The following is a 25,021-nucleotide window of genomic DNA, read 5'->3' as shown; positions in this document are numbered from 1 at the left end:
TGATCGGAAAACGCGCTTCGCGCCGCCTGCAGCCACTTCCAGAATCCGTCCATTCCCTCTTCTTCTGGAGCCTTCCGTGAGCCTTGTTTCCGACGATTCGATCGACACTTCCTTCGGCGACCTGCGCATCCGACGCGTGGCGGGCGCACTGGGCGGCGAGGTGCTGGACCTGGAGCTGTCCGCCAGCCTGGACGACACCACCATCGGCCACCTCACGGCGGCGCTCGTGCGCCACAAGGTGCTGTTCTTCCGGGGCCAGCACCAGCTGGGCGACGCCCGCCACCAGGCGTTCGGCGAGCGCCTGGGCCGCACCGTGGCGCATCCCACGGTGCCGGCGCGCGAAGGCACGCGCATCTTCGAGCTGGACGCTTCCAAGGGCGGCGGCCGCGCCGATTCCTGGCACACCGACGTGACCTTCCTCGACGCGTTCCCCAAGTACGGCATCCTGCGCGCCGTGACCGTGCCGGCCTATGGCGGCGACACCGTCTGGGCCAACACCGCCGCGGCCTACGAGCGCCTGCCTGAAGACCTCAAGCGCCTGGCCGACAGCCTCTGGGCCGTGCACAGCAACAACTACGACTACGGCGCCGACCGCCTGGTGGTCGACGAAACGCGCCTGCGCCACCACCGCGACGTGTTCGCCTCGGAGGTGTACGAGGCCGAGCATCCGCTGGTGCATGTGCACCCGGTGTCGGGCGAGCGCGCGCTGCTGCTGGGCCACTTCATCCAGCGCATCCAGGGCTTCTCGTCCACCGAATCGGCGCGGCTCTTCGAGCTGCTGCAGAACCGCGTGACGCGGCTGGAGAACACCGTGCGCTGGAGCTGGCAGCAGAACGACGTGGCCATCTGGGACAACCGCGCCACGCAGCACATCGCCGTCAACGACTACGGCCGCCAGCCGCGCGTGGTGCGCCGCGTGACCGTGCACGGCGACCCTGCCGTGGCGGTGGACGGCCGCAAGAGCCGCACGCGCCGCCGCCCCGAGGCGACGAACGACGCGCACATCGACACGCTGATCGCGACCACCGCCTGACCCTGCCGCCAGCCCGCCACGCCCGCACGCCTTCCTTCGCACCCGTACCCGCATCCCACCCATGACGCAACGCCGCCACCTTCTGCAAGCCGCCACCGGCATCGGGGCCTCCCTTCTGCTGCCGGCCCTCGCTGCCCATGCCCAGCCCGGCGGCGCGCGCCGCTTCCAGGGCACGACGCTGAACGTCTCCACCTTCAGCGCCGCCTACCCCAAGCTGCTGCAGCAGTGGCTGCCGGAGTTCGAGGCGCTGTCGGGAGCGAAGGTGAATTTCGACGCGCCCTCGTTCCCGGTCTACAACCAGCGCGCGGACCTGGAGCTGTCCACCAAGGGCTCGGCGTACGACGTGGTGAACGTGACCTTCATCTACTCCAGCCGCTGGATCGATTCGGGCTGGCTCACGCCGCTGGACGAGTTCATCGCCAGCCCGCAGCACACGCCGCCCGACTGGGACCTGAACGACTTCCTGAGCGGAGCGCGCGCGCCGGAAACGGGACGCGACGGCAAGCTCTACGGCATTCCCTGGACGGCCGAGGCGCTGCTGTCGGTCTCGTCGCGGTTCGACCTCGTTCAGCAGGCGGGCCTGGCGTTCCCCGACACCACCGACGACCTCGTGAAGGTGCTGCGCGCCGTGAACAAGAAGGAGCGGGTGGCCGGCTTCGTCTCCGACAGCCACTACGGCTGGACCTTCGTGCCCTACCTGCACGCCTTCGGCGGCGACGTGTTCCGCAAGGCGCCCGACGATCTCTTTCCCACGCTGGACACGCCCGAGGCCGTGGCCGCCGCCGACTACTACGCGAACCTGATCCGCGAATTCGGCCCCGATGGCGCGATCACCTACCAGCCGGACCAGGTCACGCAGGCGCTCAAGCTCGGGCGCGTCAACTTCTCCGACGCGGGGCAGCTGCACCTCGCGCAGCTGGGCGACGCGGCCACCAGCAAGACGCTCAAGACGGTGAAGTTCGGGTTCGTGCCGAAGGGCCCGGCCGGGCGGTTCCCGGGCACCGCCGTGCACGGCCTGGGCATACCGGCCGGGTCGCGCAACAAGGAGGCCGCCTGGGCCTTCATCCAGTGGGCGCTCTCCAAGCAGACCACGCGGCGCGCCGTGGCGGCCGGCTACGGCTCGCCCGCGCGGCGCTCCGACATCGACTCGCCCGAGTTCCGCAGCCGCCAGCGCATCAACGGCAGCGACCTCGCCCAGCTGTCGCTCGACTCGATCAGCCTGGCCGAGCGCACCGGCCACATGAAGTACCGTACCGTGTCGGTCTATCCGCAGGTGGACCAGCAGCTCAACAAGGCCATCGCGCTCATCGCCTCGGGCCAGGCGAATGCGCGGCAGGCGATGCAGCAGGCGCAGGCGCAGTCCATTGCCGAGCTGCGCCGCGCGGGCCAGAAGATCTGAGCCATGGGCGCCGCCAACGCACTCGCCGCCCCGGCAACGCCGAGGGCCCCGGCATCGTCCGCTCCCCGGGGCTGGCAGGCCACGCGCCGGCGCGCCTTCGCGTTCGGGCTGGCGCCGGCGCTCATCGTGCTGCTGGCCATCACCCTGGTGCCGGCCGGGGCGCTGGTGGTGGCCAGCCTCACGCCGCTGAGCCTCACCGACCCGGCAGGCACCTTCCACTTCCGCGATCCGCTGGGCAACTACCGGCATCTGCTGGAAGACGCGCGCTTCCTCGGCTCCATCGCCACGCAGCTCAAGCTCTCGGCCGCCAGCGTGGTGCTGCAGCTGGCCGTGGGCCTGGGGCTGGCGCTGCTGCTGAACGCCCCTGCCCGCGTGCTGGGCGCCGTGCGCGGGGCCTTCCTGATTCCCATGGTGCTGCCGCCGATCGTGGTGGCGCTGATCTGGAAGATCCTGTTCACGCCCGACGTGAGTCCGCTGCACCGTGCGCTGGAGGCCATTGGCTGGCCGGTGCGCTCGCTCATCGCCAACCCGGACACCGCCCTCTGGGCCATCGCCTTCGCCGAGACCTGGCAGTGGTTTCCCTTCACCATGCTGATGGTGCTGGCGGCGCTGCAGATGATGCCCGCCGACCCGCTGGAGGCCGCGAGCCTGGACGGCGCCAACCGCTGGCAGCTGTTCCGCTACATCGTGTTCCCGCACATCCGCCCGGTGCTGGTGGTGTGCGGCCTGTTCCGGCTGATCGACAGCTTCAAGGCGTTCCCGCTGATCTTCGTGCTGACCGACGGCGGCCCCGGCACGGTGACCGAGGTGACCAACTACTACGGCTTCATCCAGGCCTTCAACTTCTCGTACTGGGGCTATGCCAGCGCCATCGCCACCGTGATCCTGGCGGGCGTGTTCGCACTGAGCTGGCTGGTGGGGCGACTGGGGTGGAACGACCATGGCAAGCACTGAAATCGCCCTGCCCCACCGGCACCTCGAAGACGCGCCGGCCGGGAGCGGCGCGCGCGCGGGCTGGCTGCGCCGCCACGGCCGCGCTGCCGCCGCGCTGGTGCTGCTGGCGGTGGCGCTGTTCCCCTTCCTCTGGCTGGTGCACCTGGCCTTCAAGCCGGCCGCCGACCTGTTCGAGGACCGCCTGCTGTTCGTGCCCACGCTGGACGGCTTCCGGGCGCTGCTGCAGGGCAGCTTCCTCCGCTCGTTCCTCAACAGCCTGGCCGTGAGCACGCTCTCGACCGCGATGTCGCTCGCCATCGGCGTGCCGGCGGCCTATGCGCTCACGCGCTGGCAGTTCCCGGGCCGCCGCCACGTGGCGCTGTGGATCCTGGTGACGCGCATGGCCCCGCCCATCGCCTTCACCATCCCGTTCTTCCTCGCCTACCGCTGGCTCGGGCTGCAGGACACCCTCTTCGGGCTGGCGCTGGTCTATCTCACCTTCAACCTCGCCATCGTCATCTGGCTCATGCAGACCTTCTTCGAGGCCGTGCCCACCGCGCTGGAGGAAGCCGCCTACATCGACGGCTGCGGCGTGTGGCAGGCCTTCTGGCGCATCACCCTGCCGCTGGCCGCGCCGGGCGTGGCGGCCACTGCGGTGCTGTGCTTCATCTTCGCGTGGAACGACTTCTTCTACGCCCTCATCCTGACCCGCACGCAGGCGGTGACGGCCCCCGTGGCCATCGTCAACTTCCTGCAGTACGAGGGCTGGGAGTGGTCCAAGATCGCCGCGGGCGGCACGCTGGTGATGTTCCCGGTGGTAGTGTTCACCGTGCTGGTGCGCAAGTACCTCGTGCAGGGGCTCACGGCGGGCGGGGTCAAGGACTGAACCCCTTCCCTCGCACAGAGAGCGAAAAAGAAAAAAACAAAGAAAGAAAGAAGGACCCTTCATGGCTGCGCTCACGCTGCATCAGATCACCAAGCACTACGGCGACACGCCGGTCATCCACGGCGTGGACATCGGCATCCGCGATGGCGAATTCGTGGCCCTCGTCGGCCCATCCGGCTGCGGCAAATCGACGCTGCTGCGCATGATCGCGGGGCTCGAATCCGTGACCGGCGGCGAGATCCGCCTGGGCGGGCGCCTGGTCAACGACACGCCGCCGCGCGACCGCAACATCGCGATGGTGTTCCAGAACTACGCGCTCTACCCGCACATGACGGTCGCCGAGAACCTCGGTTTCGCGCTGAGGCTGCAAGGCCAGACGCGCGATGCCATCCAGCGCCGCGTGGGCGAGGTGGCGGCCATCCTGGGGCTGGAAGCACTGCTCGGCCGCACCCCGCGGCAACTTTCGGGTGGCCAGCGCCAGCGCGTGGCCATGGGCCGCGCCATCGTGCGCCAGCCCGACGCCTTCCTGTTCGACGAACCGCTCTCCAACCTGGATGCGCAATTGCGTGTGCAGGTGCGCACCGAGATCAAGGCGCTGCACCAGCGCCTGGGCACCACCACGGTCTATGTGACGCACGACCAGGTCGAGGCCATGACGCTGGCCGACCGTATCGTGGTGCTGAAGGACGGCCGCGTGGAGCAGGCCGGCGCGCCGCTGGAACTCTACGACCGCCCGGCCAACGCCTTCGTCGCGCGGTTCATCGGCTCGCCCTCGATGAACTTCATCCCCGGCCGGCTGGAGCTGGACGGCAGCCCCCGCGTGGTGACCGACGACGGCCTGCAGCTGCCGCTGCCCCGGGCGCCGCGCGCGCGCCAGGGCGACCGCGTGCTGTACGGCGCGCGGCCCGAGCACTTCGCGCTGGCGAGCGGCGCGGACGATGCACACGGCGCCCTGCCCGCCCGCGTGGTGGTGGTGGAACCCACGGGCGCCGAGACGCAGGTGGCGCTGTCGGTGGGCGACGGCGGCCACGACGTGCTGGCCGCTTTCCGCGACCGCATCGCGCTGCGGCCCGGCGAGCCGCTCTGGCTGCGACCGCAGGCGGCGCAGGCGCACCTGTTCGATGCCGCCAGCGGCGCGCGGCTGAACTGAAGCCAGCGGTGGCTGCGGCGACCGGGTTGCGCAGTTCGCGCCAGGAGCGGCTGACAGAACCTCGCCCAGCGGTGCCGGCCGGGCGCCGCGCCGAGGGCAGTGCGGCAGCACGGCAATACGGCAGTGCGAGGAGATGCGGTGACGACGCCCGCAGGGCTTGCCCGCCGCCCTAGAGCCGGTGCGTGCGGTCGCCCTGGGTGAAGCCCATCGGCTCCCACGGCTCTCCCGCCCCCACGGCCAGCACCTTGAACAGCTCGCCCATTTCGTGCTCCATCATCAATTTGGCCGCTTGCGCACGTTCCGCCTGGGGCAGCTGCTCCAGAATCGATAGCAAACCGCAGTTGATGAGGAAGTGGGCCTGGGTGGTGTAGCCCAGCACGTTCAGCCCTGCGTCCTGCGCCGCCAGCGCCATGGCGGTGAAGTTGACGTGCGCGGTGATGTCCTTGGCGCCCACATCGGCCAGCGGGTCGGAATCGACCTGGTGCGCCTGGTGGCAGACCAGCGTGCCCATGTGGCGCTGGGGATGGTAGTACTCGCCTTCGGGAAAGCCGTAGTCGATGAGGAAGGCCGCACCGCGCGCCAGGCGCTGGGCCAACATGCGCAGGAAGCCTTCGCCCTGGGCATGGATCTCGGTCAGGTAGTCCTGCGGGCCGTCGGGCTCCACTGGCGGGCGCAGTGCGGTGGGGCGGTCGGCCCAGGCGAAGCGCCCGCCCGCAGCGGCCGCCACGCCGCGCTCGTGCCACACGCCGCCCACCGCACCGCCGTGGCGGGCCAGCAGCTGCACGGGCATGGCGTCCAGCACCTCGTTGCCGACGACGACGCCCTCGAAGCGCTCGGGCAGGCGGTCGGCCCAGATGACCCGCCCTTCCCACGCTGCCAGGGCCGATTGCTGGCGCCTGCGCAGGCTGCCCGACAGATCGACGATGGTGTAGCGCCGCACCCGGTCGCCCAGCGCCTGCAGCAGCTGTGCGGCCAGGGCGCCGGAGCCCGCGCCGAATTCCCACACCTCGTCGGTGCCGGTGGCGTCCAGCGCTTCTCGCACCTGCGCGGCGAGGGCCTGGCCGAAAACGGGGGAGAGCTCGGGCGCGGTGACGAAGTCGCTGCCCGAGCCCGGCAGGCTGCCGAACTTGGGCGATTCGTTGGCGTAGTAGCCCAGCCCCGGGGTGTAGAGGGCCATCTCCATGAAGCGGTCGAAGCCGATCCAGCCGCCGGCCGAATCGATGGCGCGGGCGATGCGGTCGGCCAACGGTTCCGACGCGGTTTCCGCCGGGGGATGGATGCTGTGCTGGTCGCCCATGGAGGAGCCGGACGGCGCGGGGACGCTCGTTACACTGGGCGTTTCCGTGCTGGCTGCTTGCGTCTGGTTGTCTGTCTTGGTCACCCGCCGATTGTCCCCCATGCCCCCTGCCTCCTCCGCCCCTTCTGCTTCTCCAGCGTCTCTTGCCTCGCCTGCCTCGCCCGACCGGCCGCCCGCGCCCTCTGCCCAGCGTCCCCGGACCGTGCTGGTCACCGGCGCAGCCAAGCGCCTGGGCCGCGAGATCGCGCTGGCGCTGGCGGCCGGCGGCTGGCAGGTGGCGGTGCACTACCGTCAGTCTGCGCAGGATGCTATGGAAACCGTAGCTGCATGTGCCGATCTGGCGGGCGCGAGCGCCCATTTCGATGCCGATTTCGAGGACGAGGCCCAGGTGCGCGGACTGCTGCCGCGCGTGACGGCGCACTTCGGCGGCGTGGATGCGGTGGTCAACAGCGCATCGCTGTTCGAGCACGACGACGCCGCGAGCTTCGGCTTCGCCGCGCTGGAAAAGCACCTGCGCAGCAACACCGCCGCGCCCGTGCTGCTGGCGCAGGCGCTGCACGATCACCTGCAGGCCCGCGCCGACAGTGGCGAGGCCGACCCGCGCGGCGCGGTGGTCAACCTGCTGGACCAGAAGCTGTGGAACCAGAACCCCGACTTCCTGAGCTACACCCTGTCGAAGGCCGCGCTGGAAGCCGCCGGCACCATGCTGGCGCTGGCCCTGGCGCCGCGCGTGCGCGTGGTGGGCGTGGCGCCCGGGCTCACGCTCACCAGCCATCTGCTGGACGACGCGCAGTTCCGCCGCCTGCACACGCTGAGCCCGCTGGGCCGCTCGTCCACCCCTGCCGACGTGGCCGCCACCGTGAAGTTCGCGCTGGAGAACCCGTCGATCACCGGCACCACGCTGCTGGTCGATGGCGGCCAGCACCTGATGCGCTTCGAGCGCGACTTCTCGCTCATGTGACCGGGCGGCCTTCGCCTGATCCTTTCCCGTTCCTTCCACTGACCTGACGCAATGCCCATGCAACACGACGGCGGCCTGCAGATCCTCACCCTCTCCGGTTTGCGCTTCGACGCCAACCTGGGCATCCTCGACCACGAGAAGACCGCGCCCCAGCCCATCCAGGTGGACGCCGAACTCAACCAGGGCCGCCAGCCGCTGCTGCCGCACGACGACGACATCAGCCACGTGCTGGACTACCGCAAGGTGCGCCAGATCATCATCGACGAATGCACCGCCGAGCACGTCAACCTGCTGGAGAGCCTGATCGGCAAGCTCACGCGGCGGCTGATGCAGCTGCCCGGCGTGATCGGCGTGCGCGTGAAGATCGCCAAGCTGGAGATCTTCGAGGACTGCGAGGTCGCCATCCGCATGGAATGCGGCGACTGGTGAGGGCCCGGCGCCCCACGCGCCCCACGCACCCCGGGCGACCCAGGCCACCCACGCAAAGGCAGCGAAAGGCGCGGAAATGGCGGTGCCCCTAAAATTGCGGCCCCTTCCGCGCGCCGGCCACGCCGATCTTTTCGCCCGCCTGCCCGCCGCCCCGATCCCGCCCCTGCCCCTGTCCCTGTCCGCACCGTTGCGCCCTCGCTCATGACCGCCCTGCCCTCTTCCATCGCCACCGACTGGACCGCCGACGCCGCAACCGCTGCCGGCCCGGCCGGCGGGGGTTCCGCCGTTGCCGCCGCCTCCGCCAAGATCGAGCGCGAGGCCCACAAGCTGGAAAAGCGCCTCTGCCGCGAAACCGGCCGGGCGATCGTGCAATACAACATGATCGAGGAAGGCGACAAGGTCATGGTGTGCATGTCCGGCGGCAAGGACAGCTACACCCTGCTGGACATCCTCATCAAGCTGCGAAAGCGCGCGCCCATCCACTTCGACCTGGTGGCCGTCAACCTGGACCAGAAGCAGCCCGGCTTTCCCGAGCACGTCCTGCCCGAGTACCTGGCCACCACCGGCGTGCCCTTCCACATCGAGAACCAGGACACCTACAGCATCGTCCGCCGCGTGGTGCCCGAGGGCAAGACCACCTGCGGCCTGTGCAGCCGGCTGCGCCGCGGCATTCTCTACCGCGTGGCCGACGAGCTGGGCTGCACCAAGATCGCGCTGGGCCACCACCGCGACGACATCATGCAGACGCTGCTGCTGAACATGTTCTTCGGCGGCAAGCTCAAGACCATGCCGCCGAAGCTGGTCAGCGACGACGGCCGCCACGTGGTGATCCGCCCGCTGGCCTTCGTGACCGAGAAAGACACCACCCGCTGGGCGCAGCAGCAGAACTTTCCGATCATTCCGTGCAACCTGTGCGGCAGTCAGGAGAACCTGCAGCGCCAGCAGGTCGGCGAAATGCTGCGCGACTGGGACAAGCGCTTCCCCGGCCGGGTCGACAACATGTTCAACGCCCTGCAGAACGTGGTGCCTTCGCACCTGCTCGATGGAACGCTGCACGACTTCCAGGGTCTGAAGGCCACGGGCGTGGCCAGCGAAGACGGCGACAAGGCATTCGACCCCGAGGCATTCCCGGCCGCCAGCCCCGCGTCGGGCCTGCCGGGCCTGCAGGTGGTGAACCTGTCGTCCTGAGCAGGCCGCCGCCAGCCCGGGCGGCGCGCCGAACTCCGGCGCCGCCGTCTTCGCCAGCCCGATCCGTCAGCCATGCGTTGGCCTTTTTTGCCCGTGTGCTTGTGCCCTCACCCTCATTCCTGACGAGGAGATTTCCATGACGATCATGCGCTGGCTTCGACCCCTTGTGCTGTGCGCGGCGGCTGCCGTGCTGGCAGGCTGTGCCTCCACCCGCGTGGTGGACAGCGACGTGCGCAGCTATTCCACCCTGCCCGGCATCCCGCAACCGGCCACCTACCGGCTGGAGCGCCTGCCCTCGCAGGCCGCGCACGCGGCCTCGTTCAACGCCATCGAGGCGCTGGCCCAGCAGTCGCTGGCCCGCGTGGGCCTGCAGCGCGACGACGCCAACGCGCGCCTGGTGCTGCAGATCGGCGCGCAGGGCAGCTACGTGACGCCCGCCTGGGCACCGTACTACGCCGACCCGTTCTACGGCCGTTTCGGCTGGGGCCTCCGCTATGGCGGGCGCTACGGCTGGGGCCTGGGCGGCGGCTGGATGATGGACCGGCCACCCACCCTGCACCGCCGTTCGGTCAGCCTGGTGCTGCGCGACGCGACCACGCAGCAGGTCGTCTATGAAACCTCTGCCGTCTATGAAGACGTGTGGACCGACGACCCCGCCATCTTCGGCCTGCTGTTCGACGCCGCGCTGACGGGCTTCCCGACACCGCCGGCCGGCACGCGCCAGGTGCGCACCACCATCACGCCGGGCGCGGCAGGCTCGGCGGGCGGGGCGGCCACGTCCACCATCACGGTCGCTCCCGCCGCGTACCCGGCCGGCCCCGCCGTCACGCCCGGTGTGGTGGTGCGGCCCTGACCGAGCGCCCGCTCGTCCGCCCTGCCCGCCCGGCCCCTTCGCCTCCAGCGCCCGACCGCACAGCCCGCATGCAAGCCACCCGCATCATCGCCATCCGCCACGGCGAAACCGCCTGGAACGTCGACACCCGCATCCAGGGCCACCTGGACATTCCACTCAACGACACCGGCCTCTGGCAGGCGCGCCGCCTGGGCGCCGCGCTGGCCGACGAGCCCCTGGCCGCCATCTACACCAGCGACCTGCAACGCGCCCGCACCACCGCGCAGGCCGTGGCGGACACCACGGGCGCGCCGCTGACGCTGGAGACGGGGTTGCGCGAGCGGGGGTTCGGGCACTTCGAGGGCCGCACGTTCGTCGAGATCGAGGCCGAACTCCCCGACGAAGCGAGACGCTGGCGCCAGCGCGAGCCCGACTACGCCCCCGCTGGCGGCGAATCGCTGACCACCGTGCGCACCCGAATCGCCCAGACGGTGCACCGCCTGGCCGCCCGCCACACCGGCGAGCAGATGGTGCTGGTGGCCCACGGCGGCGTGCTGGACGCCCTCTACCGCTTGGCTACCGGGCAGGACACCCAATCCCCGCGCACCTGGTACCTGGGCAACGCCGCCATCAACCGGCTGCTGTGGACGCCTGACGGGTTGACGCTGGTGGGATGGGGGGATGTGGGGCATCTGGAGGCGGGGGTGCGGGACGAGTTGCATTCCTGACATACCCTTGGCGCCTGCTCAGGGGCTGGTCACGCCCGTTCCCACGCGCGCCTCGCCGTGCTTCGAAACGACCGGGGCGGGCACTTTCGCGGGATTTCGCCCAACGCGCACACGTTCTGCGCGACCTCGAAAAACTCTTTGACCAGACGCGCCTGAAGATTCCAACCCGCGCGGCCACCCGCCACGCGGGGCGCAACTGGCGACCGAGATCGAGCAACTGAAGCAGCACAACGTTTCAACCCACTTGCACACGCGAGGCGCGACCTGGCACCACGCCGCCGCCGCTGTTGCGCAGGCGGTTCACGTCGCTGTCGGCCTTGAATTGGCCCAGATAGGCATCGAGCTGCTCACGCAACGCAGCCAGCGATGGATGGGCGGGGCCAGCGCCGCGGTGGTCGGGGCCGCCTTGGGCCTGCAGGTAGAAGCGTTCCGTGTCGATGAAGTCGGCATCCACCAGGCAGGAAAAGAGCATGCGCGAAAGGAACGCCAGTTGGAAGGGCTGCCGATCTTTGGCCTGCTGGCGGCTCTCGCCGTAGGGTTTGAAGTCTGCAGGCGGACCCAGCTTCTCAGGCAGGGCAACTTCTTTTTCCCACGCTGCATCCAACGCCGGCAAGTCTTGCGTCGCCAGCCGATCGGTCAGGGCCGTACGCTCCCCTTCACCCTGCCCGTTCGCCAGGCCCGCATGGTGTCCCGCTATGCCGTATGCCAGCAACTGGCCCATCGTACCCAAGCGCTGCTGAGCAATGCGCGCCCCCCATGTGGAATGGTCCACGCGCATCGGATTGCCGCGCAGTCGCTCCTGAAAAGGTAGCGTGTATTTGCCCAGGTCATGCAGCAAACCAGCCAACGCGCCCAATTCGGCCGCCCCGAACACCGAAGCGCGCTCAGAAGCACCTCGGCTGACCTGAATCAGGTGTTCAGACAACAATTGCCAGTCCGACCCAGGCCGCCCCTCTAATGAATGGGCATAAAAAACCGTGATGCCTGCCCTCCCCCTCAGTTTTTTTTGATCGCTTGGCCTGCGGAACAGGCGCAGCACAAGCTGCCATTCAAGCACCATACGCTACTGCGATATTGAGCTGCATCAAACCCGGATAACCCTGGATACGTCTGTCTCGGTCGAAAAGACAGGCTGCGCAGAGCGCGCCACGTTTACAGCTGGCCCGTGAGGCCAGCCTGACTCATCGCTGTGCAGGCGTTTTGATCCCAGCCACACCACTGAAGGGATTTACCGCGCGATGCGATGCCCCGCTGCGGCGTTTCGAAGCCAAGTTCACGAAGCCCCAAACAAATCCAGCCCCGCCCCCGCCTTCGGCGGCGTCACCCCCAGGTGCCGGAAGGCCGCCAGCGTGGCCACCCGCCCCCGCGGCGTGCGCTGCAGGTAGCCCTGCTGGATGAGGTAGGGCTCGATCACGTCTTCGATGGTGCCGGATTCCTCGCCGATGCTGGCGGCGATGTTGTCCAGCCCGACCGGGCCGCCGTCGAAGCGGTGGATGACGGCTTCGAGCAGCTTGCGGTCCATCACGTCGAAGCCCTGCGGGTCCACGTCGAGCATGGTCAGCGCGCGCTGGGCGATGTCGAGGGTGATGCGGCCGTCGCCCTTCACGTCGGCGTAGTCGCGCACGCGGCGCAGCAGGCGGTTGGCGATGCGGGGCGTGCCGCGCGAGCGGCGGGCGATCTCGAAGCCGCCTTCGGCATCGATGGGGGCGTTGAGCAGCCCCGCGCTGCGCATGACGATGCGGGCCAGCTCTTCGGGCGTGTAGAACTCCAGCCGGGCGACGATGCCGAAGCGGTCGCGCAGCGGGTTGGTGAGCATGCCGGCGCGGGTGGTGGCGCCGATCAGGGTGAAGGGCTGCAGGTCGAGCTTGATACTCCGCGCGGCCGGCCCTTCGCCGATCATGATGTCGATCTGGTAGTCCTCCAGCGCGGGGTAGAGGATTTCCTCGACCACGGGCGAGAGGCGGTGGATCTCGTCGATGAAGAGAACGTCGTTCTTTTCCAGGTTGGTCAGCAGCGCCGCCAGGTCTTTGGGCTTTTCCAGCACCGGGCCGCTGGTCTGGCGCAGGTTCACGCCCAGCTCGGCCGCGATGATGTGGCTGAGCGTGGTCTTGCCCAGGCCCGGCGGGCCGAACAGCAGCACGTGGTCGAGCGCCTCTTCTCGCTTGCGGGCGGCGCCGATGAAGATTTCCAGCTGCTCGCGGGCCTTGGCCTGGCCGACGTATTCCTGCAGCAGCTTGGGGCGCAGGGCACGCTCGAGCGCCTCTTCCTGCGGCGATGCCGGGGCGGCGGACACCACGCGCTTCGGTGGTGGTACGGGGGCGAAATCGTCGGTCTGGATGCTCATGGAAATACGGAAGGGGCGGGTGCGGGCGGCGCGGGCGGTTCGGCGGGCGCCGCCCCCGCCGTCACCGGACGCTGGACCACACGTTGTAGGCGGTGCCTTCGAACTGGAAGTCGGTATAGGTGGCGATGACGAAGTCACGCTCCGCGGCGCTCACGGTGTAGAAGTGTGCCCCGGTTCTCCGGTTGAAGAAGCGGTAGATGGGAATCGACCCGTTGCCGGACGTGGTCTGGGCATACCAGATGGGCCCTTCGTACTGGAACACCGGGTAGTTGGCATTGACGAAGTCGCGCTCGCCCTGGTCGATGGTGTAGAAGTGCGCGCCGGTGCTGCGGTTGAAGAAGCGGAACACCGGGTTCTGGCCCGTGGTGGCGTTGCCGTAGGCGTAGAACGCCGTGCCCTCGTACTTGAACGTGGGGTAGGTCTGGATCACGTAGTCGCGCTCGCCGGCATTGGCCGTGAAGAAGTGCGCGCCGGTGGCGGTGTTGAAGAAGCGGTACACCGCCGTGCGATCGGACGTGGCGACGGCAGCGGGCGACAGCCATTGCCTGAGGGCGGCCTGGTAGGGCCGGTCGAAGCGGCCGAAGATCGACAGCGACGTGGCGCTGCACGAGGTGCTGCTGGCCGCGCTGCCGCCATAGAGCGTGCCGACCAGGTAGCCGGACTGGAACATGCCGGAACCGCTGCTGCCGCCTTCCGTCAGGCCCCGGCTCCATTCCACCGCGTAGTAGCTGCCGGAGGTGCCAGAGGCCTGCGAGCAGGCCATGCTGGTGCCGCCGGTGGATGTGCAGTTGGCCGTGGCGACGAGCGGGCCGAAGCTCGCCTTCAGCAGGTCGCCACGGGGGTGGTGCACGCCCATGGCGGTGGAGTTGAGCACCCGCGCGCTGGCGTCCCAGCCCGAGAACGTCGCGCCGGCCGGCGGGGTGTCGTTCAGGCGCATGAACGAGGTGTCCGTGTCGCCCGTCGCATACAGCAGCGTGGCGCCGCCCGTGCGCTTCACGGTGCTGGACGACAGCGTGCGGCTGTTGCACGAAGGCGCGCGGAAGAACCAGTCGGTCTGCAGCGTGGAGGCCACCGTCTGCGTCGAGATGCAGTGGTTGGCGGTGATGAAGTACGGCGTGCCGGTGGAGCCGCTGTCGTTGAGCAGCGTGCCGGTGCACAGGTAGGCGCCGCCATCTTTCAGGTAGACCATGCGCGCCACGGCGTTGCGGACCGAGGCGGTTTCGGGCTCGCACACCGCGTCGAGCTGGCAGGTGCTGGAATCGCCGACGGCCTTGGCCGCCAGGGCGCCTTCCACCGGCAGCGACAGATCCACGAACACATGCGACACCTGCGGAATGGCGACCTGCAAGGCGCTGGCCGGCGTGCCCCGAGGCAGCTCGATTTCCAGCGTGGCTTCGCTGCCGCCGGTGTCGGGCGTCCACCAGGTGCGGGCGGCGTCGCTGCTGTCGCCCGCCTGCAGGTTGCGGTCGATCAGCTGCAGCACCTCCTGCCCCGACACCTCGTACACGGCGTCGGGCTTGAACTGGCTGTAGACGCGCAGCGTGGCGCTGCCGGGCAGCTGGGTCACCAGCAGGCCCAGGCGCAGGCCATGCGCGCCCTCGGCATCCACGCTGACGGCCGCCACCAGCCCGCCGCTGGCGGAGGGGCGCCACTGCAGCTGGCGCTGCAGGCCGGCGGCGGTGCGGGTGGCGGCGACCGGACGGGCCGCGCCGATCTGCAGCGGGGCGAAGGAGCCGTCTGCCTCGCGCTCGGCGTTCTTGGGCTGCACCAGCGGCCCGAGGGCGATGCGGGCGGGAGCGACCGCGTCGGCGGCGGACAGCGGGCGCAGCTTGGTGCGGGCCACGTCCTGCACGGCGGAAGCGGGCTGCTCGCGCGATTCCACCTTCAGCACCTGCGCCGACTGCGTGACCGGGGACGCGGATGCCGATGCCGATGCCCCTGATCCGGACACGCCGCTGTCGCCACCCCCTCCACCGCAGGCCGCCAGCAGCAACAGGCTGGCCGCCAGAGAAATGCCTGCGCTGCCGCGCCTCCACGCACGAAGTCTATTCACGATGCTCGCCCTCTTTGGTTGTCGAATGATTCCAGGCCCGGTCGGCCGCCGGCGCCTCTGTGGGCGCCATGCAGGCGGTTGCGACGGGCCTTGCCGGTTACTGGCTGCCCGGGTTCAGCCACTGCCGCAGCGTGGACCGGTACGGCTGGTCGAAGCGGCCGTACTGGTCGGCACCGCCCCGGTTCTGGCAGCTGGCGCTGCCGCCCAGCAGCTGGCCGACCACGTAGCGGCGGCTGCCGATGCCCAGGAACAGCGCCGATCCGCTGCTGCCGCCTTCGGTCGTGCCCTGCTGCCAGGTGGTGGTCAGGAAGGTGCCGTTGTCGGACGTGCTGGTCTGGCAGGTTTCGTCGGCGCAGGTGCTGTAGCGCTGCACGGTGCCCTCGCTGATCTTCTGCAGATCGCCGGCCGGGTGGTGCACACCCAGCACCGGCGACTGCACGGCAACGCCGCCGAAGTACGAGCCGGCATAGACCACGCCGGCCGGCGCGGGGTTGTTCAGCCGCATGAAGGCGGTGTCGGTGGTGGCCGCCGCGTACAGCAGCGTCGCGCCGCCCGTCAGCCGGGTGGCGCCCGGGTTGACGTTGCTGCCGTTGCAGGCGCTGGAGCGGTAGAACCAGTCGGTCGTCAGCGTGGACGCCACCGACTGCGAGGACAGGCAGTGGTTGGCGCTCAGGAAATACGGCGTGGTGGACGAGCGCGCGTCGTTGAGCAGCGTGCCGGTGCAAAGGTAGGCCTTGCCGTCGTCGCGCACGAAGATCATGCGCGCCACGGAGCGGCCTTCGCTGTTGAACTCGGGCCGGCAGGTGGCGTCGATGTTGCAGCTGCCGGATTCGCCCACCTTGGTGGTGAAGGCGCCCTCCACCGCGTCGGGCGCGATGGTGAAGTGCGACAGGCGCGGCAAGGCGATCTGCACGGCCGCGGCAGGAGCGGTGGCCGGGATCTCGACCTCCACCGTGGCGGTCGTGCCGCCGAAATCGGGGCTCCAGTAGGTGCGGGCCGTATCGGCGTCGGCGCCGCCCTGGGCGTTGCGCGCGGCGACGGCGGCCAGCTCCTGGGCCGAGATTTGCACGGCGGCCGATGCGTCGGCGCCGTAGAAGCGCAGCACCGCCCCCTGCGGCAGGCTGCGCACCAGCACCCCGAGGCGGACGCCGTAGGCGCCGGCGGAGTCGAAGGCCAGCGCGGCCACCTGGGTGCCGCGGTCGGTGGGGCTCCAGCGCAGCAGGGCCTGGGTGGCGGCGACGGTCGCGGTGTCTGCCACGCTGCGGGCCACGCCGATCTGGCGCGGCTCGCCCGGCGCGGAGGCCTTCGCGGCAGCCGCCGTCTTGTTGACCACCCCCTGCGCCAGTGCGCCGAGGGCCACGCGGCGCACGGCGGGTGCGGGCGCAATGCCCTGCCCGGCGGTGGTGGATGCGGCAGGCGCGGCAGCGTCCTTGGCAGTGGTGGAAGCGGCAGCCACCGCGCCCGGGTCGTAGGGCTCGATCCGGTCGGAGGCGCTCGGCGCAGGCGCTGGTGCCGGTGCGGGCGCAGGCGCGGGGGTCGAGCTGTCGCCACCGCCGCCACCGCAGGCGGAAAGAATGAGCAGGGCGGCCGTGGCGGGCACCCAGGATGTGATGGCGTTCATGCGATTGGTCCTCATTGATCTACAACCTCAAACGGTATGAATTCCTGGAAAACGCTGCGGCGCGGCAGGCGTCGGGCGCGGGCGCGGGGCGGGGCGGGCGACCTATTTGGCCAGCGCCTTCAGCGCCAGCTTGATGCCGTCGCTCACGCCCACGTCGGCGGGCAGCGCCTTCAGGGCGGCGGCGGCTTCCTTGTCGTTGTAACCCAGCGCCAGCAGGGCCTGCAGGATATCCGCCTGGGCGTCGTTCCTGGCATGCAGGGCGGCGCCCATGTCGGCGCCCAGCTTGCCCTTGAGCTCCAGCAGCAGCCGCTCGGCCGTCTTCTTGCCGATGCCGGGCACCTTCACCAGCCGGCCGGCTTCCTGCAGGGTGACGGCCTGGGCCAGATCGGTCACGCCCAGGCCCGACAGGATGGCCAGCGCCGTGCGCGGGCCGACGCCGCTGATCTTGATGATCTCGCGGAACGCCTGGCGCTCTTCGTGGGTGGAAAAGCCATACAGCAGCTGCGCGTCCTCGCGCACGATAAAGTGCGTGAGCAGGGCCACCCGTTCGCCGGTGGCCGGCAGGTGGTAGAAGGTGCTCATCGGCACCTGCACCTCGTAGCCCACGCCGTGGCAGTCCAGCAGCACCTCCGGGGGGTTCTTCTCCAGCAGCGTGCCGGTCAATTTGCCTATCATGGGTGTCCTTCGCCGCGCGTCTGCCGGCCTTCTGATCGGAATTATCCGCGTGATCCTGCGACACACCTTCACCCCCCACAACAACAACCGCCTGACCCACCTGTGCGGCCCGGCCGATGCCCACCTGCGCCAGATCGAGACCGCGCTGGAGGTACGCATCGCCCACCGGCACGAGCAGTTCAAGGTGGACGGCACCAAGGCGCGCGCCACCCAGGCCATGGAGCTGCTGCAGGCGCTCTACGAGATGGCCGAGCGCCCCATCGCCGAAGACCACATCCAGCTGATGCTGGCCGGCGACAGCGAACTGGTGGCCGCGCCGGAAGGCACCGCCACCCAGCTGACCACCCGCCGCGCCGACCTGCGCGCCCGCACGGCCACGCAGGGCGCTTACCTGGACAACATCGCCAGCCACGACATCACCTTCGGCATCGGCCCGGCCGGCACCGGTAAGACTTACCTGGCCGTGGCCTGCGCGGTCGATGCGCTTGAGCGCAGCAACGTGCAGCGCATCGTGCTGACCCGCCCGGCGGTCGAGGCCGGCGAGCGCCTGGGCTTCCTGCCCGGCGACCTGACGCAGAAGGTGGACCCCTACCTGCGCCCGCTCTACGACGCGCTCTACGACCTGATGGGCTATGAGAAGGTGCAGAAGGCCTTCGAGCGCAATGCGCTGGAGATCGCGCCGCTGGCCTTCATGCGCGGGCGCACGCTGAACAATGCCTTCATCATCCTGGACGAGGCGCAGAACACCACGCCCGAGCAGATGAAGATGTTCCTCACCCGCATCGGCTTCGGCTCGCGCGCGGTGGTGACGGGCGACGTGAGCCAGATCGACCTGCCCAAGGGGGCCCTGAGCGGGCTGATCGACGCCGAGCGCGTGCTCAAGCGCGTCAAGGGCATCGCCGTCACGCGCTTCACCACGGCGGACGTGGTGCGCCACCCGCTCATCGCCCGCATCGTGGACGCCTATGACGCCCGGAGGGGAACGACCCCCTGAGCCGCTGCGCGGCTTCCCGCTCCTCCCGGCTGCGCCGGGAAGGGGAACGACGCCGGTGGCCGGGAGAAGCCCGTTCCACGGCGTCTGCCGGCAAGGGCCGCGCCAGAGGGAGGCGCTGCCTGGACGCACTGCCGCGCCGGCCCGTCATTCACTACAAAATTCATAGCTGCCAGCCCATGCTGGACTAGCGCTGGAGGCCAAAATGGCACTGAACCAACTCCACCTGTCGCTGCAATTCGCCCGCTTCGACGGCGTGGCCGAACACCGCGCCGCCCTGCCCCGGCACGCCGCTGCCCGCTTCATCCGCCATGCGCTGTCCAGCGACGCGGAGATCACCGTGCGCATCGTCGGCGCGGAAGAAGGCCAGGCCCTGAACCGCGAATACCGCAAGAAGGACTACGCCACCAACGTGCTGACCTTCGACTATGCCCAGGAGCCCGTGGTGGTGGCCGACCTGGTGCTGTGCGCCCCCGTGGTGGAGCGCGAGGCGCGCGAGCAGAACAAGCCGCTGCGCGAGTACTACGCCCACCTGCTGGTGCATGGCACCCTGCACGCCCAGGGCTGGGACCACGAAACCAGCCCGGAGGACGCCGACGAGATGGAAGACTACGAGACGGCCATCATGCAGGAGCTGGGCTTCGCCGACCCCTACGCGGCTTGACGGCAACGGCACCGGCGCCGGCACGCCGCCCGATCCAGGCACTGCGGATGATCTGACGCGTTCGCCTCGGGCGTGTCGAAAGGCGGTCCCCGTCACCGTGCCTGCCTGCCTTGCGGCGCTCGCCCTGGCCGCCTGGCGCGTCGCGCACACAACACTTCCGCGCCCCATGCGGGTAATGGCCGCCGCCTTCGCCCCTACCATGCCGGCCCAGGAGACCCCATGTTCGACACCGCCCTGCTGCTTTGCGCCGCCTTCGTGGCCGGCGCGCTCAATGCCGTCGCCGGAGGCGGCAGCTTCCTGACCCTGCCGGCCCTCGTCTTCACCGGCGTGCCGCCCGTGATGGCCAATGCCACCGGCACGGTCGCGCTGCTGCCCGGCTACCTGGCGGGCGCCTGGGGCTTCCGCGAAGACACGGCGCCGCCGCCCGGGCTGACGATGCGGCGGGTGGTGGTGCTGTCGGTCGTGGGCGGCGCCGCCGGGGCGATGCTGCTGCTGGTCACACCCGAGGCCACCTTCCGCCGCGTGGTGCCCTGGCTGCTGCTGGCTGCGACGGCCCTGTTCGCCTTCGGGCCGCAGCTGCGCCGCGCGCTGGCGGGCCAGGCGCCGTCCACCGCCCGGGCCACCGCCGGCCTGCTGGCAGTCGCCGCTTATGGCGGCTATTTCAACGGCGGGCTGGGCATTCTGCTGCTGGCGCTGTTCGGCCTGCTGGGGCAGACCCAGCTGCACGCGATGAACGGTCTGAAGAACTGGGTGTCGGCAGTGCTCACCTGCATCGCGGTCGCGCTGTATGCGGCCGGCGGCGTGGTGCTGTGGCCCCAGGCGCTGCTGATGATGGTGGCGGCCACGGCCGGCGGCTACGGCGGCGCCCGCGTGGCCCGGCGCATTCCGGGCACCTGGCTGCGCTGGGGCATCGTGGTGACGGGCCTGGTGATGGCGGTGCTCTTCTTCCTGCGCGGCTGAAGCGGTTGAAGCCGCCGCAGCCGCCCCGCCCTGCGGCGAAGGCCGGGATCAAGGAGCGCTGGGCGGCGCAGGCGGCGCCGCTGGCGGCTGGCGCAGCAGCGGCGAACTCGGCAGCCAGCGGAAGGCGGTCGAGGCAGCGCACAGCAGCGCGGCGATGCAGAGCATGACCGCCTGGTAGGGCTCGTGCCCGTGGTGCTGCGCCCAGGCCGCGATCACGCCGGTAAGCCACTGCATCAGGGCCACGCCCATGAACATCGACATGGTGTAGAGCGACAGGGCCCGGCCGGTCATCTCGCCCGGGTAGGACGAACGCACGTCGGCATACTGCAGCACGCCGTAGCCGGAGAGCAGCCCCATCAGGAAGATTAGCAGCACATTGGCGGCGGCGTGGTGCACGAACGCCAGCGCCACGAAAAGCCCGCCCATCAGCAGCGAGAAGGTGGTGATCCAGCGGCGCCGGCGCGCGGGGCCCGGGTCGAGCCGGCCGAAGAACGCCGGCACGAACAGCGCGATCAGCGACAGCACCAGGGCCACGTTGCCGCTGTCCACCAGCGAAAAGCCGTAGCGCCCCATCAGCATCGGCCCGAGCCAGAGCCCCCGCATCGATAGGAACGCCGCGTAGCAGCACATGCCCAGAATCAGGATGCCCCAGGTATGCGGCACGCGGAACAGGTCGCCGAAGCGGCTGGCCGCCTGGGCCCAGGATTCGCGCGGGCGGGGTGCGACCTCAGGCAGCGCCGGCTCGTGCACGCGCAGGTAGATCAGCAGCCACGACAGCAGCGACAGCACGGCCAGCACGCCGAAGCCCAGGCGCCAGCCGCCGTGCTGGACCAGCCAGGCCAGCGGCGTGCCGGTGAAGAGCAGGCCCAGCCCGCCGACGCCCATGCCCACGCCCGAGAAGAAGGCGAACCGCTGCGCCGGAAAGTGCCGCGCGATGAACACCGTGCATGCCAGGAAGGCCGGCGAACAGCCCACGCCGATCAGCAGCTGCCCGAGCATCAGCCAGCCGTAGCTGGGCGCCAGTGCGGAAACGGCCGACCCGAGCACGGCCAGCGGGAACGCCGTCAGCACCGTGCGGCGCAGCCCGTACAGGTCCATGCCGATGCCCATGAACAGCTGCGTGACCCCGAACGACAGCCCGAACAGCCCGGCGAAGGCGCCCAGCGAGTCGGGCGAGATGCCGAAGTCCGACCGCAGGCCGGACGCGATGATGCTGGTCACCGTGCGAAACGCCTGGCTGAGCGCGAAGCCCGAGAGCAGGCAGAGGAACATGACCCAGAGCGCGCGCGATGGCGAGGCGGGCGCGGTGGATCCGGTGGGCGCGGTGGGCCCGGTGGTCGGATGGGCTGGGGCGGCGGTATCAGTCAAGCAAGCACCATGTCGAGAAGCATCGGGCGGCAGCCGCGCACCCCTGCTGAAGAAAAAACGGCCGCAGCGCTTGATTCTGCTGGGCCTGCTGCTATCAATTTTGATTAAGCCACCGAGGACGGCGCGATGCGCAGCGGAATCGTCACCGGCCCATCATTGACCAGGTGCACCTGCATGTCGGCAGCGAATCGGCCGGTTTCCACCAGGGGGTGCGACGCGCGGGCGCGGTCCACGAAGTACTCGTACAGCCGGCGGCCCTCGTCCGGCGCGGCGGCCTGGGTGAAGCTGGGGCGGTTGCCGCCGCCCGTGTCTGCCGCCAGGGTGAACTGGCTCACCAGCAGCAGGCCGCCGGCCTCGTCCTGCACGCTGCGGTTCATCTTGCCAGCGGCGTCGCTGAAGATGCGCAGCTTCAGCAGCTTGGCCAGCAGGCGGTCGGCCTCGGCTTCGCTGTCGCCCCGCTCGGCACACACCAGCACCAGCAGGCCGGGGCCGATCTGGCCGATGGTGACCCCTTCCACGTCCACCCGCGCTTCGCGCACGCGTTGCAGCACACTGATCATGAACCCTCCTGATGGTTGTGATTGTTGCGGTCGTTCCGGTCGTTCCGGTCGTTCTGGCTGCTCTGGACGGTGTCGCCGTCCCGGTAGGCCTCCACCCCCACGGGCAGCAGCTCGATGGTCACGCGCAAACCGGGCACGGCGCGCATCAGCGCGGCTTCGACGGCGCCACGCAACTGCGCCGCGCGGCCCAGGCTCCAGTCGGCCGGCACATGCAGGTGCATGCCGGCGAAGCGCCGCTGGCCCGCCTGGCGGGTGACGAGGTGGTCGAAACGCAGGGCCGGCTCGCGCTGCGCGAAGGTCTGCAGCGCGGCGTCGATGGCGGCTTGCGCCTCGGGCTCGATGGCGGCGTCCATCAGCCCCTGCGAAGCGCGCCAGACCATGTGCATGCCCTCTTTCAGAATGTTCAGCGCCACCGCCATGGCCACCAGCGGGTCCAGCCACAGCCAGCCGGTCAGGCTGGCCGCGCCAATGCCGATCACCACGCCGGCGGACGTCCACACATCGGTGACCAGGTGGCGGGCGTCGCCCTCCAGCGCGACCGATCGGTACACCCGCGCCGAGCGGAACATGAGCCAGGCCAGCAGCCCGTTGAGCGCCGAGCTGGCGACCGAGAGGGCCAGCCCCCAGCCGACCTGCTCCAGCGGCTGCGGCTCGGTGATGCGGTGCGCCGCCGCCCAGAAGATGGCGGCCGAGGCGCCGACGATCAGGATGCCCTCGAAGCCTGACGAGAAATATTCGGCCTTGTGGTGGCCATACGGATGGTCGTCATCGGCCGGGCGCGCGGCCACCGTCACCATGGCCAGGGCGAACACCGCCCCCGCCAGGTTGACGAAGGATTCGAGCGCATCGGACAGCAGGCCGACCGACCCGGTGAGGTGCCAGGCCATCGTCTTCATCACGATGGTGACCAGCGCCACGCCGACCGACGCCCAGAGCAGCGTGCGCGGTGCGATGGCGGACACCGCGGCCGGTGATGCGGAAGGGGCAGGTGGGGGCATGGACGGTTCTGGGGGCATCGGCAGTGGCCGTCATTCTGCCTGCGCCACCGGGCCCGCCGCCCACCCGGACGGCCGGCCCGTCAGGCGTAGAGCCGTGCCGCGTCCCGGCGGGCCGCCGCGGCTTCGGGCGCCGCCAGCGCCTCGGCCACCGGCTGCCAGACCGAGGCATAGGCCGGCAGCGCATCGGGCGCGAATGCGGTGTGCGGCCAGTCCGAGCCCCAGACCAGCCGCCCCGGCGCCAGCGCCGCCACGCGGCGGAGGGCGGCGTGCAGCGCGGCGTAGGGCGCCTGGCAGCCGAGCCGGTACCAGCCCGACAGCTTGATCCAGGCGCCCTGCCCGGCCAGCGCGGCCAGGTCGCCCCAGGCTGGATCGTCCTGCGCCAACCCGGCGTGCATGCCGGCCAGATGGTCCAGCACGCAGGTGATGCCGGCGGTCTCGTGCAGCGCGGAGATCTCCGCCAGGTGCTGCGGCCCGGCGTACCACTGCACATGCCAGCCGCGTTGCCGCAGGCGGGGCGCCAGGGCCAGGAACGCGGCCTGCCCGTTGCCCACCGGCGAGACGCGGTTGAAGCGCACGCCGCGCACACCCAGCGCGTGCATGCGGTCCAGTTCGGCATCGGTCACGCCGGCATCGACCACCGCCACGCCGCGGTGGCGGCCGGGCCGCGCGGCCAGCGCCTCGAGCATGACGGTGTTGTCGGTGCCGTAGACGCTGGGCTGCACCAGCACCAGGTGCCGCACGCCGCAGGCGGCGGCTTCGGCTTCGAAGCGCTCGAGCGGAAAGTGCCCGGGCCGGTAGTGGCCGGCCTGCACGGGCGCATCGGCGCGGAAGACGTGGACATGGGCATCCCAGCAGCCCCCGTCCGGCGAAGGCGTCAAATCTCGCGCTGCTTCCTCCATCGAATCACCCGACGGAGATCTTGCGGTCGAGCACCACGTCGGCCCACAGCGCGCGTTGCCCCTGGATGAAGCGTGCCGCGGCAGCGGGCGAGGCATCGGGGAACACGTCGCCGCCCAGCGAGCGGATGCGCGACAGCACCTCCGGGTCGGCCAGTGCCCGGCGGATCGCGTCCGCCAGCCTGGCCTGCACGTCGGCCGGCAGCCCCGCCGGGGCCAGCACCGGATTCCACTCCAGCACCTCGTACTTGCGCACGCCCACTTCGGCCATGGTCGGCACGTCGGGCAGCGAGCGGGCGCGCAGCGCGGAGGTGACGGCCAGCGCCCGCATCTTGCCCGCGCGGATGTGGCCGAGCGCGGACGCCACGTTGGCGAAGAACAGCGGCACCTGGCCGGCCATCACGTCGTTCATGGCCGGGCCGCCGCCCCGGTAGGGAATGTGGGAGAGCTGCACGGCGGCCCGCTCCTCGAACAGCGCGCCCGCCAGGTGCTGGGCCGAGCCGTTGCCCGACGACGCATAGGCCACGCTGCCCGGCTGGGCGCGCGCCAGGGCGATCACGTCCTGCACGCTGCGCGCCTGGAAGCCGGCCGAGCACACGAGCACGTTCGGAAAGGTGGCCAGCACCGCCAGCGGCGTGAACGCCTTGGCGGAGTCGTACGCCATCTTGGGGTAGAGCGACGGGTTGACGGCGAAGGAGGACGCATCCAGCAGCAGCGTGGCGCCATCCGGCGTGGCGCGGGCCACCTGGGCGGCGGCGATCTGGCCGCTGGCACCGGGCTTGTTGTCCACCACGACGCTCTGGCCCAGTGCTTCCCCGAGCTTGGGGGCGAGGATGCGTGCCATCAGATCGGCGCCGCCACCGGCGGGGTAGGACACCACCAGGGTGATCGGCCGACCGCCCGCGATGGACTGCGCAGGCTGCGCGCGGGCGGCGATCCAGGGGGCGGCGAGCGCGGCCCCGGCCCCGCCCAGCATCAGGCGGCGGGTGGGAAGACGGGATGGAACGGGCATGGCAGGGCTCCTGGGAATGCGGATGCTGGCAAGGGGGCGGGAT

The 25,021-nt window shown here is 70.4% G+C and carries 24 protein-coding genes; 13 read left to right on the top strand and 11 right to left on the bottom strand.

Features of this window, described 5'->3' with window-relative positions; genetic code table 11:
• Window positions 1-76 precede the first annotated feature (76 nt).
• The 5 genes from ASF94_RS00690 (at window position 77) to ASF94_RS00670 (ending at window position 5,401) form a co-directional block, all read left to right on the top strand.
• Entirely contained in the window at window positions 77-1,033 is a 957-nt protein-coding gene (locus tag ASF94_RS00690; RefSeq protein ID WP_056660075.1) for a TauD/TfdA family dioxygenase, read from the top strand.
• Between the two features lie 61 nt (window positions 1,034-1,094).
• Complete coding sequence (locus tag ASF94_RS00685) at window positions 1,095-2,432, top strand: ABC transporter substrate-binding protein (RefSeq protein WP_056660072.1); 1,338 nt, start codon at window positions 1,095-1,097, stop codon at window positions 2,430-2,432.
• A gap of 3 nt (window positions 2,433-2,435) precedes the next feature.
• On the top strand, window positions 2,436-3,386 hold the full coding sequence (locus ASF94_RS00680) for a carbohydrate ABC transporter permease (protein ID WP_056660069.1): 951 nt from the start codon (window positions 2,436-2,438) through the stop codon (window positions 3,384-3,386).
• On the top strand, window positions 3,373-4,251 hold the full coding sequence (locus ASF94_RS00675) for a carbohydrate ABC transporter permease (RefSeq protein WP_156382374.1): 879 nt from the start codon (window positions 3,373-3,375) through the stop codon (window positions 4,249-4,251). The genes ASF94_RS00680 and ASF94_RS00675 overlap by 14 nt, the downstream gene beginning before the upstream one ends.
• Window positions 4,252-4,312: 61 nt before the next feature.
• Window positions 4,313-5,401: an ABC transporter ATP-binding protein gene (locus ASF94_RS00670; RefSeq protein ID WP_056660066.1), complete on the top strand. Its 1,089-nt coding sequence runs from the start codon at window positions 4,313-4,315 to the stop codon at window positions 5,399-5,401.
• A 169-nt stretch (window positions 5,402-5,570) separates the two neighbouring features.
• Here the strand turns inward: ASF94_RS00670 and ASF94_RS00665 are convergent, their stop codons facing one another.
• Window positions 5,571-6,698, bottom strand: coding sequence for a class I SAM-dependent methyltransferase (locus tag ASF94_RS00665; RefSeq protein WP_056660063.1), 1,128 nt, complete (start codon window positions 6,696-6,698; stop codon window positions 5,571-5,573).
• A gap of 100 nt (window positions 6,699-6,798) precedes the next feature.
• Between ASF94_RS00665 and ASF94_RS00660 the strand changes: the two genes are divergently transcribed.
• From ASF94_RS00660 to ASF94_RS00640, 5 genes are all read left to right on the top strand, one after another.
• Window positions 6,799-7,659, top strand: coding sequence for an SDR family oxidoreductase (locus ASF94_RS00660; RefSeq protein WP_082492873.1), 861 nt, complete (start codon window positions 6,799-6,801; stop codon window positions 7,657-7,659).
• A gap of 57 nt (window positions 7,660-7,716) precedes the next feature.
• On the top strand, window positions 7,717-8,088 hold the full coding sequence (locus ASF94_RS00655; RefSeq protein ID WP_056660722.1) for a dihydroneopterin aldolase: 372 nt from the start codon (window positions 7,717-7,719) through the stop codon (window positions 8,086-8,088).
• 201 nt (window positions 8,089-8,289) lie between these two features.
• A complete protein-coding gene (gene ttcA, locus ASF94_RS00650; RefSeq protein WP_056660057.1) occupies window positions 8,290-9,276 on the top strand; it encodes a tRNA 2-thiocytidine(32) synthetase TtcA in 987 nt (328 codons plus the stop codon).
• Between the two features lie 136 nt (window positions 9,277-9,412).
• Window positions 9,413-10,129, top strand: coding sequence for a DUF4136 domain-containing protein (locus tag ASF94_RS00645; protein WP_056660054.1), 717 nt, complete (start codon window positions 9,413-9,415; stop codon window positions 10,127-10,129).
• Between the two features lie 68 nt (window positions 10,130-10,197).
• Window positions 10,198-10,836 (top strand): histidine phosphatase family protein, encoded by a 639-nt coding sequence (locus tag ASF94_RS00640; protein ID WP_056660051.1) that lies wholly within the window; start codon window positions 10,198-10,200, stop codon window positions 10,834-10,836.
• Between the two features lie 235 nt (window positions 10,837-11,071).
• Here ASF94_RS00640 and ASF94_RS20565 read toward each other — a convergent pair whose 3' ends face one another.
• From ASF94_RS20565 to ruvA, 5 genes are all read right to left on the bottom strand, one after another.
• Window positions 11,072-11,896 (bottom strand): CRISPR-associated endonuclease Cas3'', encoded by an 825-nt coding sequence (locus ASF94_RS20565; protein ID WP_082492872.1) that lies wholly within the window; start codon window positions 11,894-11,896, stop codon window positions 11,072-11,074.
• A 213-nt stretch (window positions 11,897-12,109) separates the two neighbouring features.
• Window positions 12,110-13,180, bottom strand: coding sequence for a Holliday junction branch migration DNA helicase RuvB (ruvB, locus tag ASF94_RS00630; protein ID WP_056660045.1), 1,071 nt, complete (start codon window positions 13,178-13,180; stop codon window positions 12,110-12,112).
• 61 nt (window positions 13,181-13,241) lie between these two features.
• Window positions 13,242-15,233 carry a serine protease gene (locus tag ASF94_RS00625; protein WP_235505193.1) on the bottom strand — a complete coding sequence of 664 codons (1,992 nt, stop codon included), beginning with the start codon at window positions 15,231-15,233 and terminating at the stop codon, window positions 13,242-13,244.
• Between the two features lie 97 nt (window positions 15,234-15,330).
• Complete coding sequence (locus ASF94_RS00620; protein ID WP_056660039.1) at window positions 15,331-16,854, bottom strand: serine protease; 1,524 nt, start codon at window positions 16,852-16,854, stop codon at window positions 15,331-15,333.
• A 102-nt stretch (window positions 16,855-16,956) separates the two neighbouring features.
• Complete coding sequence (gene ruvA, locus ASF94_RS00615; RefSeq protein ID WP_056660036.1) at window positions 16,957-17,529, bottom strand: Holliday junction branch migration protein RuvA; 573 nt, start codon at window positions 17,527-17,529, stop codon at window positions 16,957-16,959.
• Between the two features lie 49 nt (window positions 17,530-17,578).
• Here ruvA and ASF94_RS00610 point away from each other — a divergent pair, with 49 nt between their 5' ends.
• The 3 genes from ASF94_RS00610 (at window position 17,579) to ASF94_RS00600 (ending at window position 20,144) form a co-directional block, all read left to right on the top strand.
• Window positions 17,579-18,523 (top strand): PhoH family protein, encoded by a 945-nt coding sequence (locus tag ASF94_RS00610; RefSeq protein ID WP_056660033.1) that lies wholly within the window; start codon window positions 17,579-17,581, stop codon window positions 18,521-18,523.
• 202 nt (window positions 18,524-18,725) lie between these two features.
• Complete coding sequence (ybeY, locus tag ASF94_RS00605; RefSeq protein WP_056660030.1) at window positions 18,726-19,184, top strand: rRNA maturation RNase YbeY; 459 nt, start codon at window positions 18,726-18,728, stop codon at window positions 19,182-19,184.
• Window positions 19,185-19,403: 219 nt separating this feature from the next.
• Complete coding sequence (locus ASF94_RS00600) at window positions 19,404-20,144, top strand: sulfite exporter TauE/SafE family protein (protein WP_056660027.1); 741 nt, start codon at window positions 19,404-19,406, stop codon at window positions 20,142-20,144.
• 48 nt (window positions 20,145-20,192) lie between these two features.
• On the opposite strand, the gene ASF94_RS00595 is transcribed toward ASF94_RS00600, so the two are convergent.
• The 5 genes from ASF94_RS00595 to ASF94_RS00575 all read right to left on the bottom strand — a co-directional run bounded on the left by ASF94_RS00595 (window position 20,193) and on the right by ASF94_RS00575 (window position 24,978).
• Entirely contained in the window at window positions 20,193-21,416 is a 1,224-nt protein-coding gene (locus tag ASF94_RS00595) for an MFS transporter (protein WP_082492871.1), read from the bottom strand.
• 200 nt (window positions 21,417-21,616) lie between these two features.
• Window positions 21,617-22,072: a D-aminoacyl-tRNA deacylase gene (gene dtd, locus ASF94_RS00590; RefSeq protein WP_056660022.1), complete on the bottom strand. Its 456-nt coding sequence runs from the start codon at window positions 22,070-22,072 to the stop codon at window positions 21,617-21,619.
• Window positions 22,069-23,070 carry a cation diffusion facilitator family transporter gene (locus tag ASF94_RS00585; protein WP_056660019.1) on the bottom strand — a complete coding sequence of 334 codons (1,002 nt, stop codon included), beginning with the start codon at window positions 23,068-23,070 and terminating at the stop codon, window positions 22,069-22,071. The genes dtd and ASF94_RS00585 overlap by 4 nt, the downstream gene beginning before the upstream one ends.
• A gap of 80 nt (window positions 23,071-23,150) precedes the next feature.
• Window positions 23,151-23,969, bottom strand: coding sequence for an amidohydrolase (locus tag ASF94_RS00580; protein ID WP_056660016.1), 819 nt, complete (start codon window positions 23,967-23,969; stop codon window positions 23,151-23,153).
• A 4-nt stretch (window positions 23,970-23,973) separates the two neighbouring features.
• Entirely contained in the window at window positions 23,974-24,978 is a 1,005-nt protein-coding gene (locus ASF94_RS00575) for a tripartite tricarboxylate transporter substrate binding protein (protein WP_056660013.1), read from the bottom strand.
• Window positions 24,979-25,021: the final 43 nt, after the last annotated feature.

Source organism: Acidovorax sp. Leaf160, assembly GCF_001424265.1.
Taxonomy (GTDB): Bacteria; Pseudomonadota; Gammaproteobacteria; order Burkholderiales; family Burkholderiaceae_C; genus Paracidovorax.
This window is presented reverse-complemented; position numbering and strand designations above follow the sequence as displayed.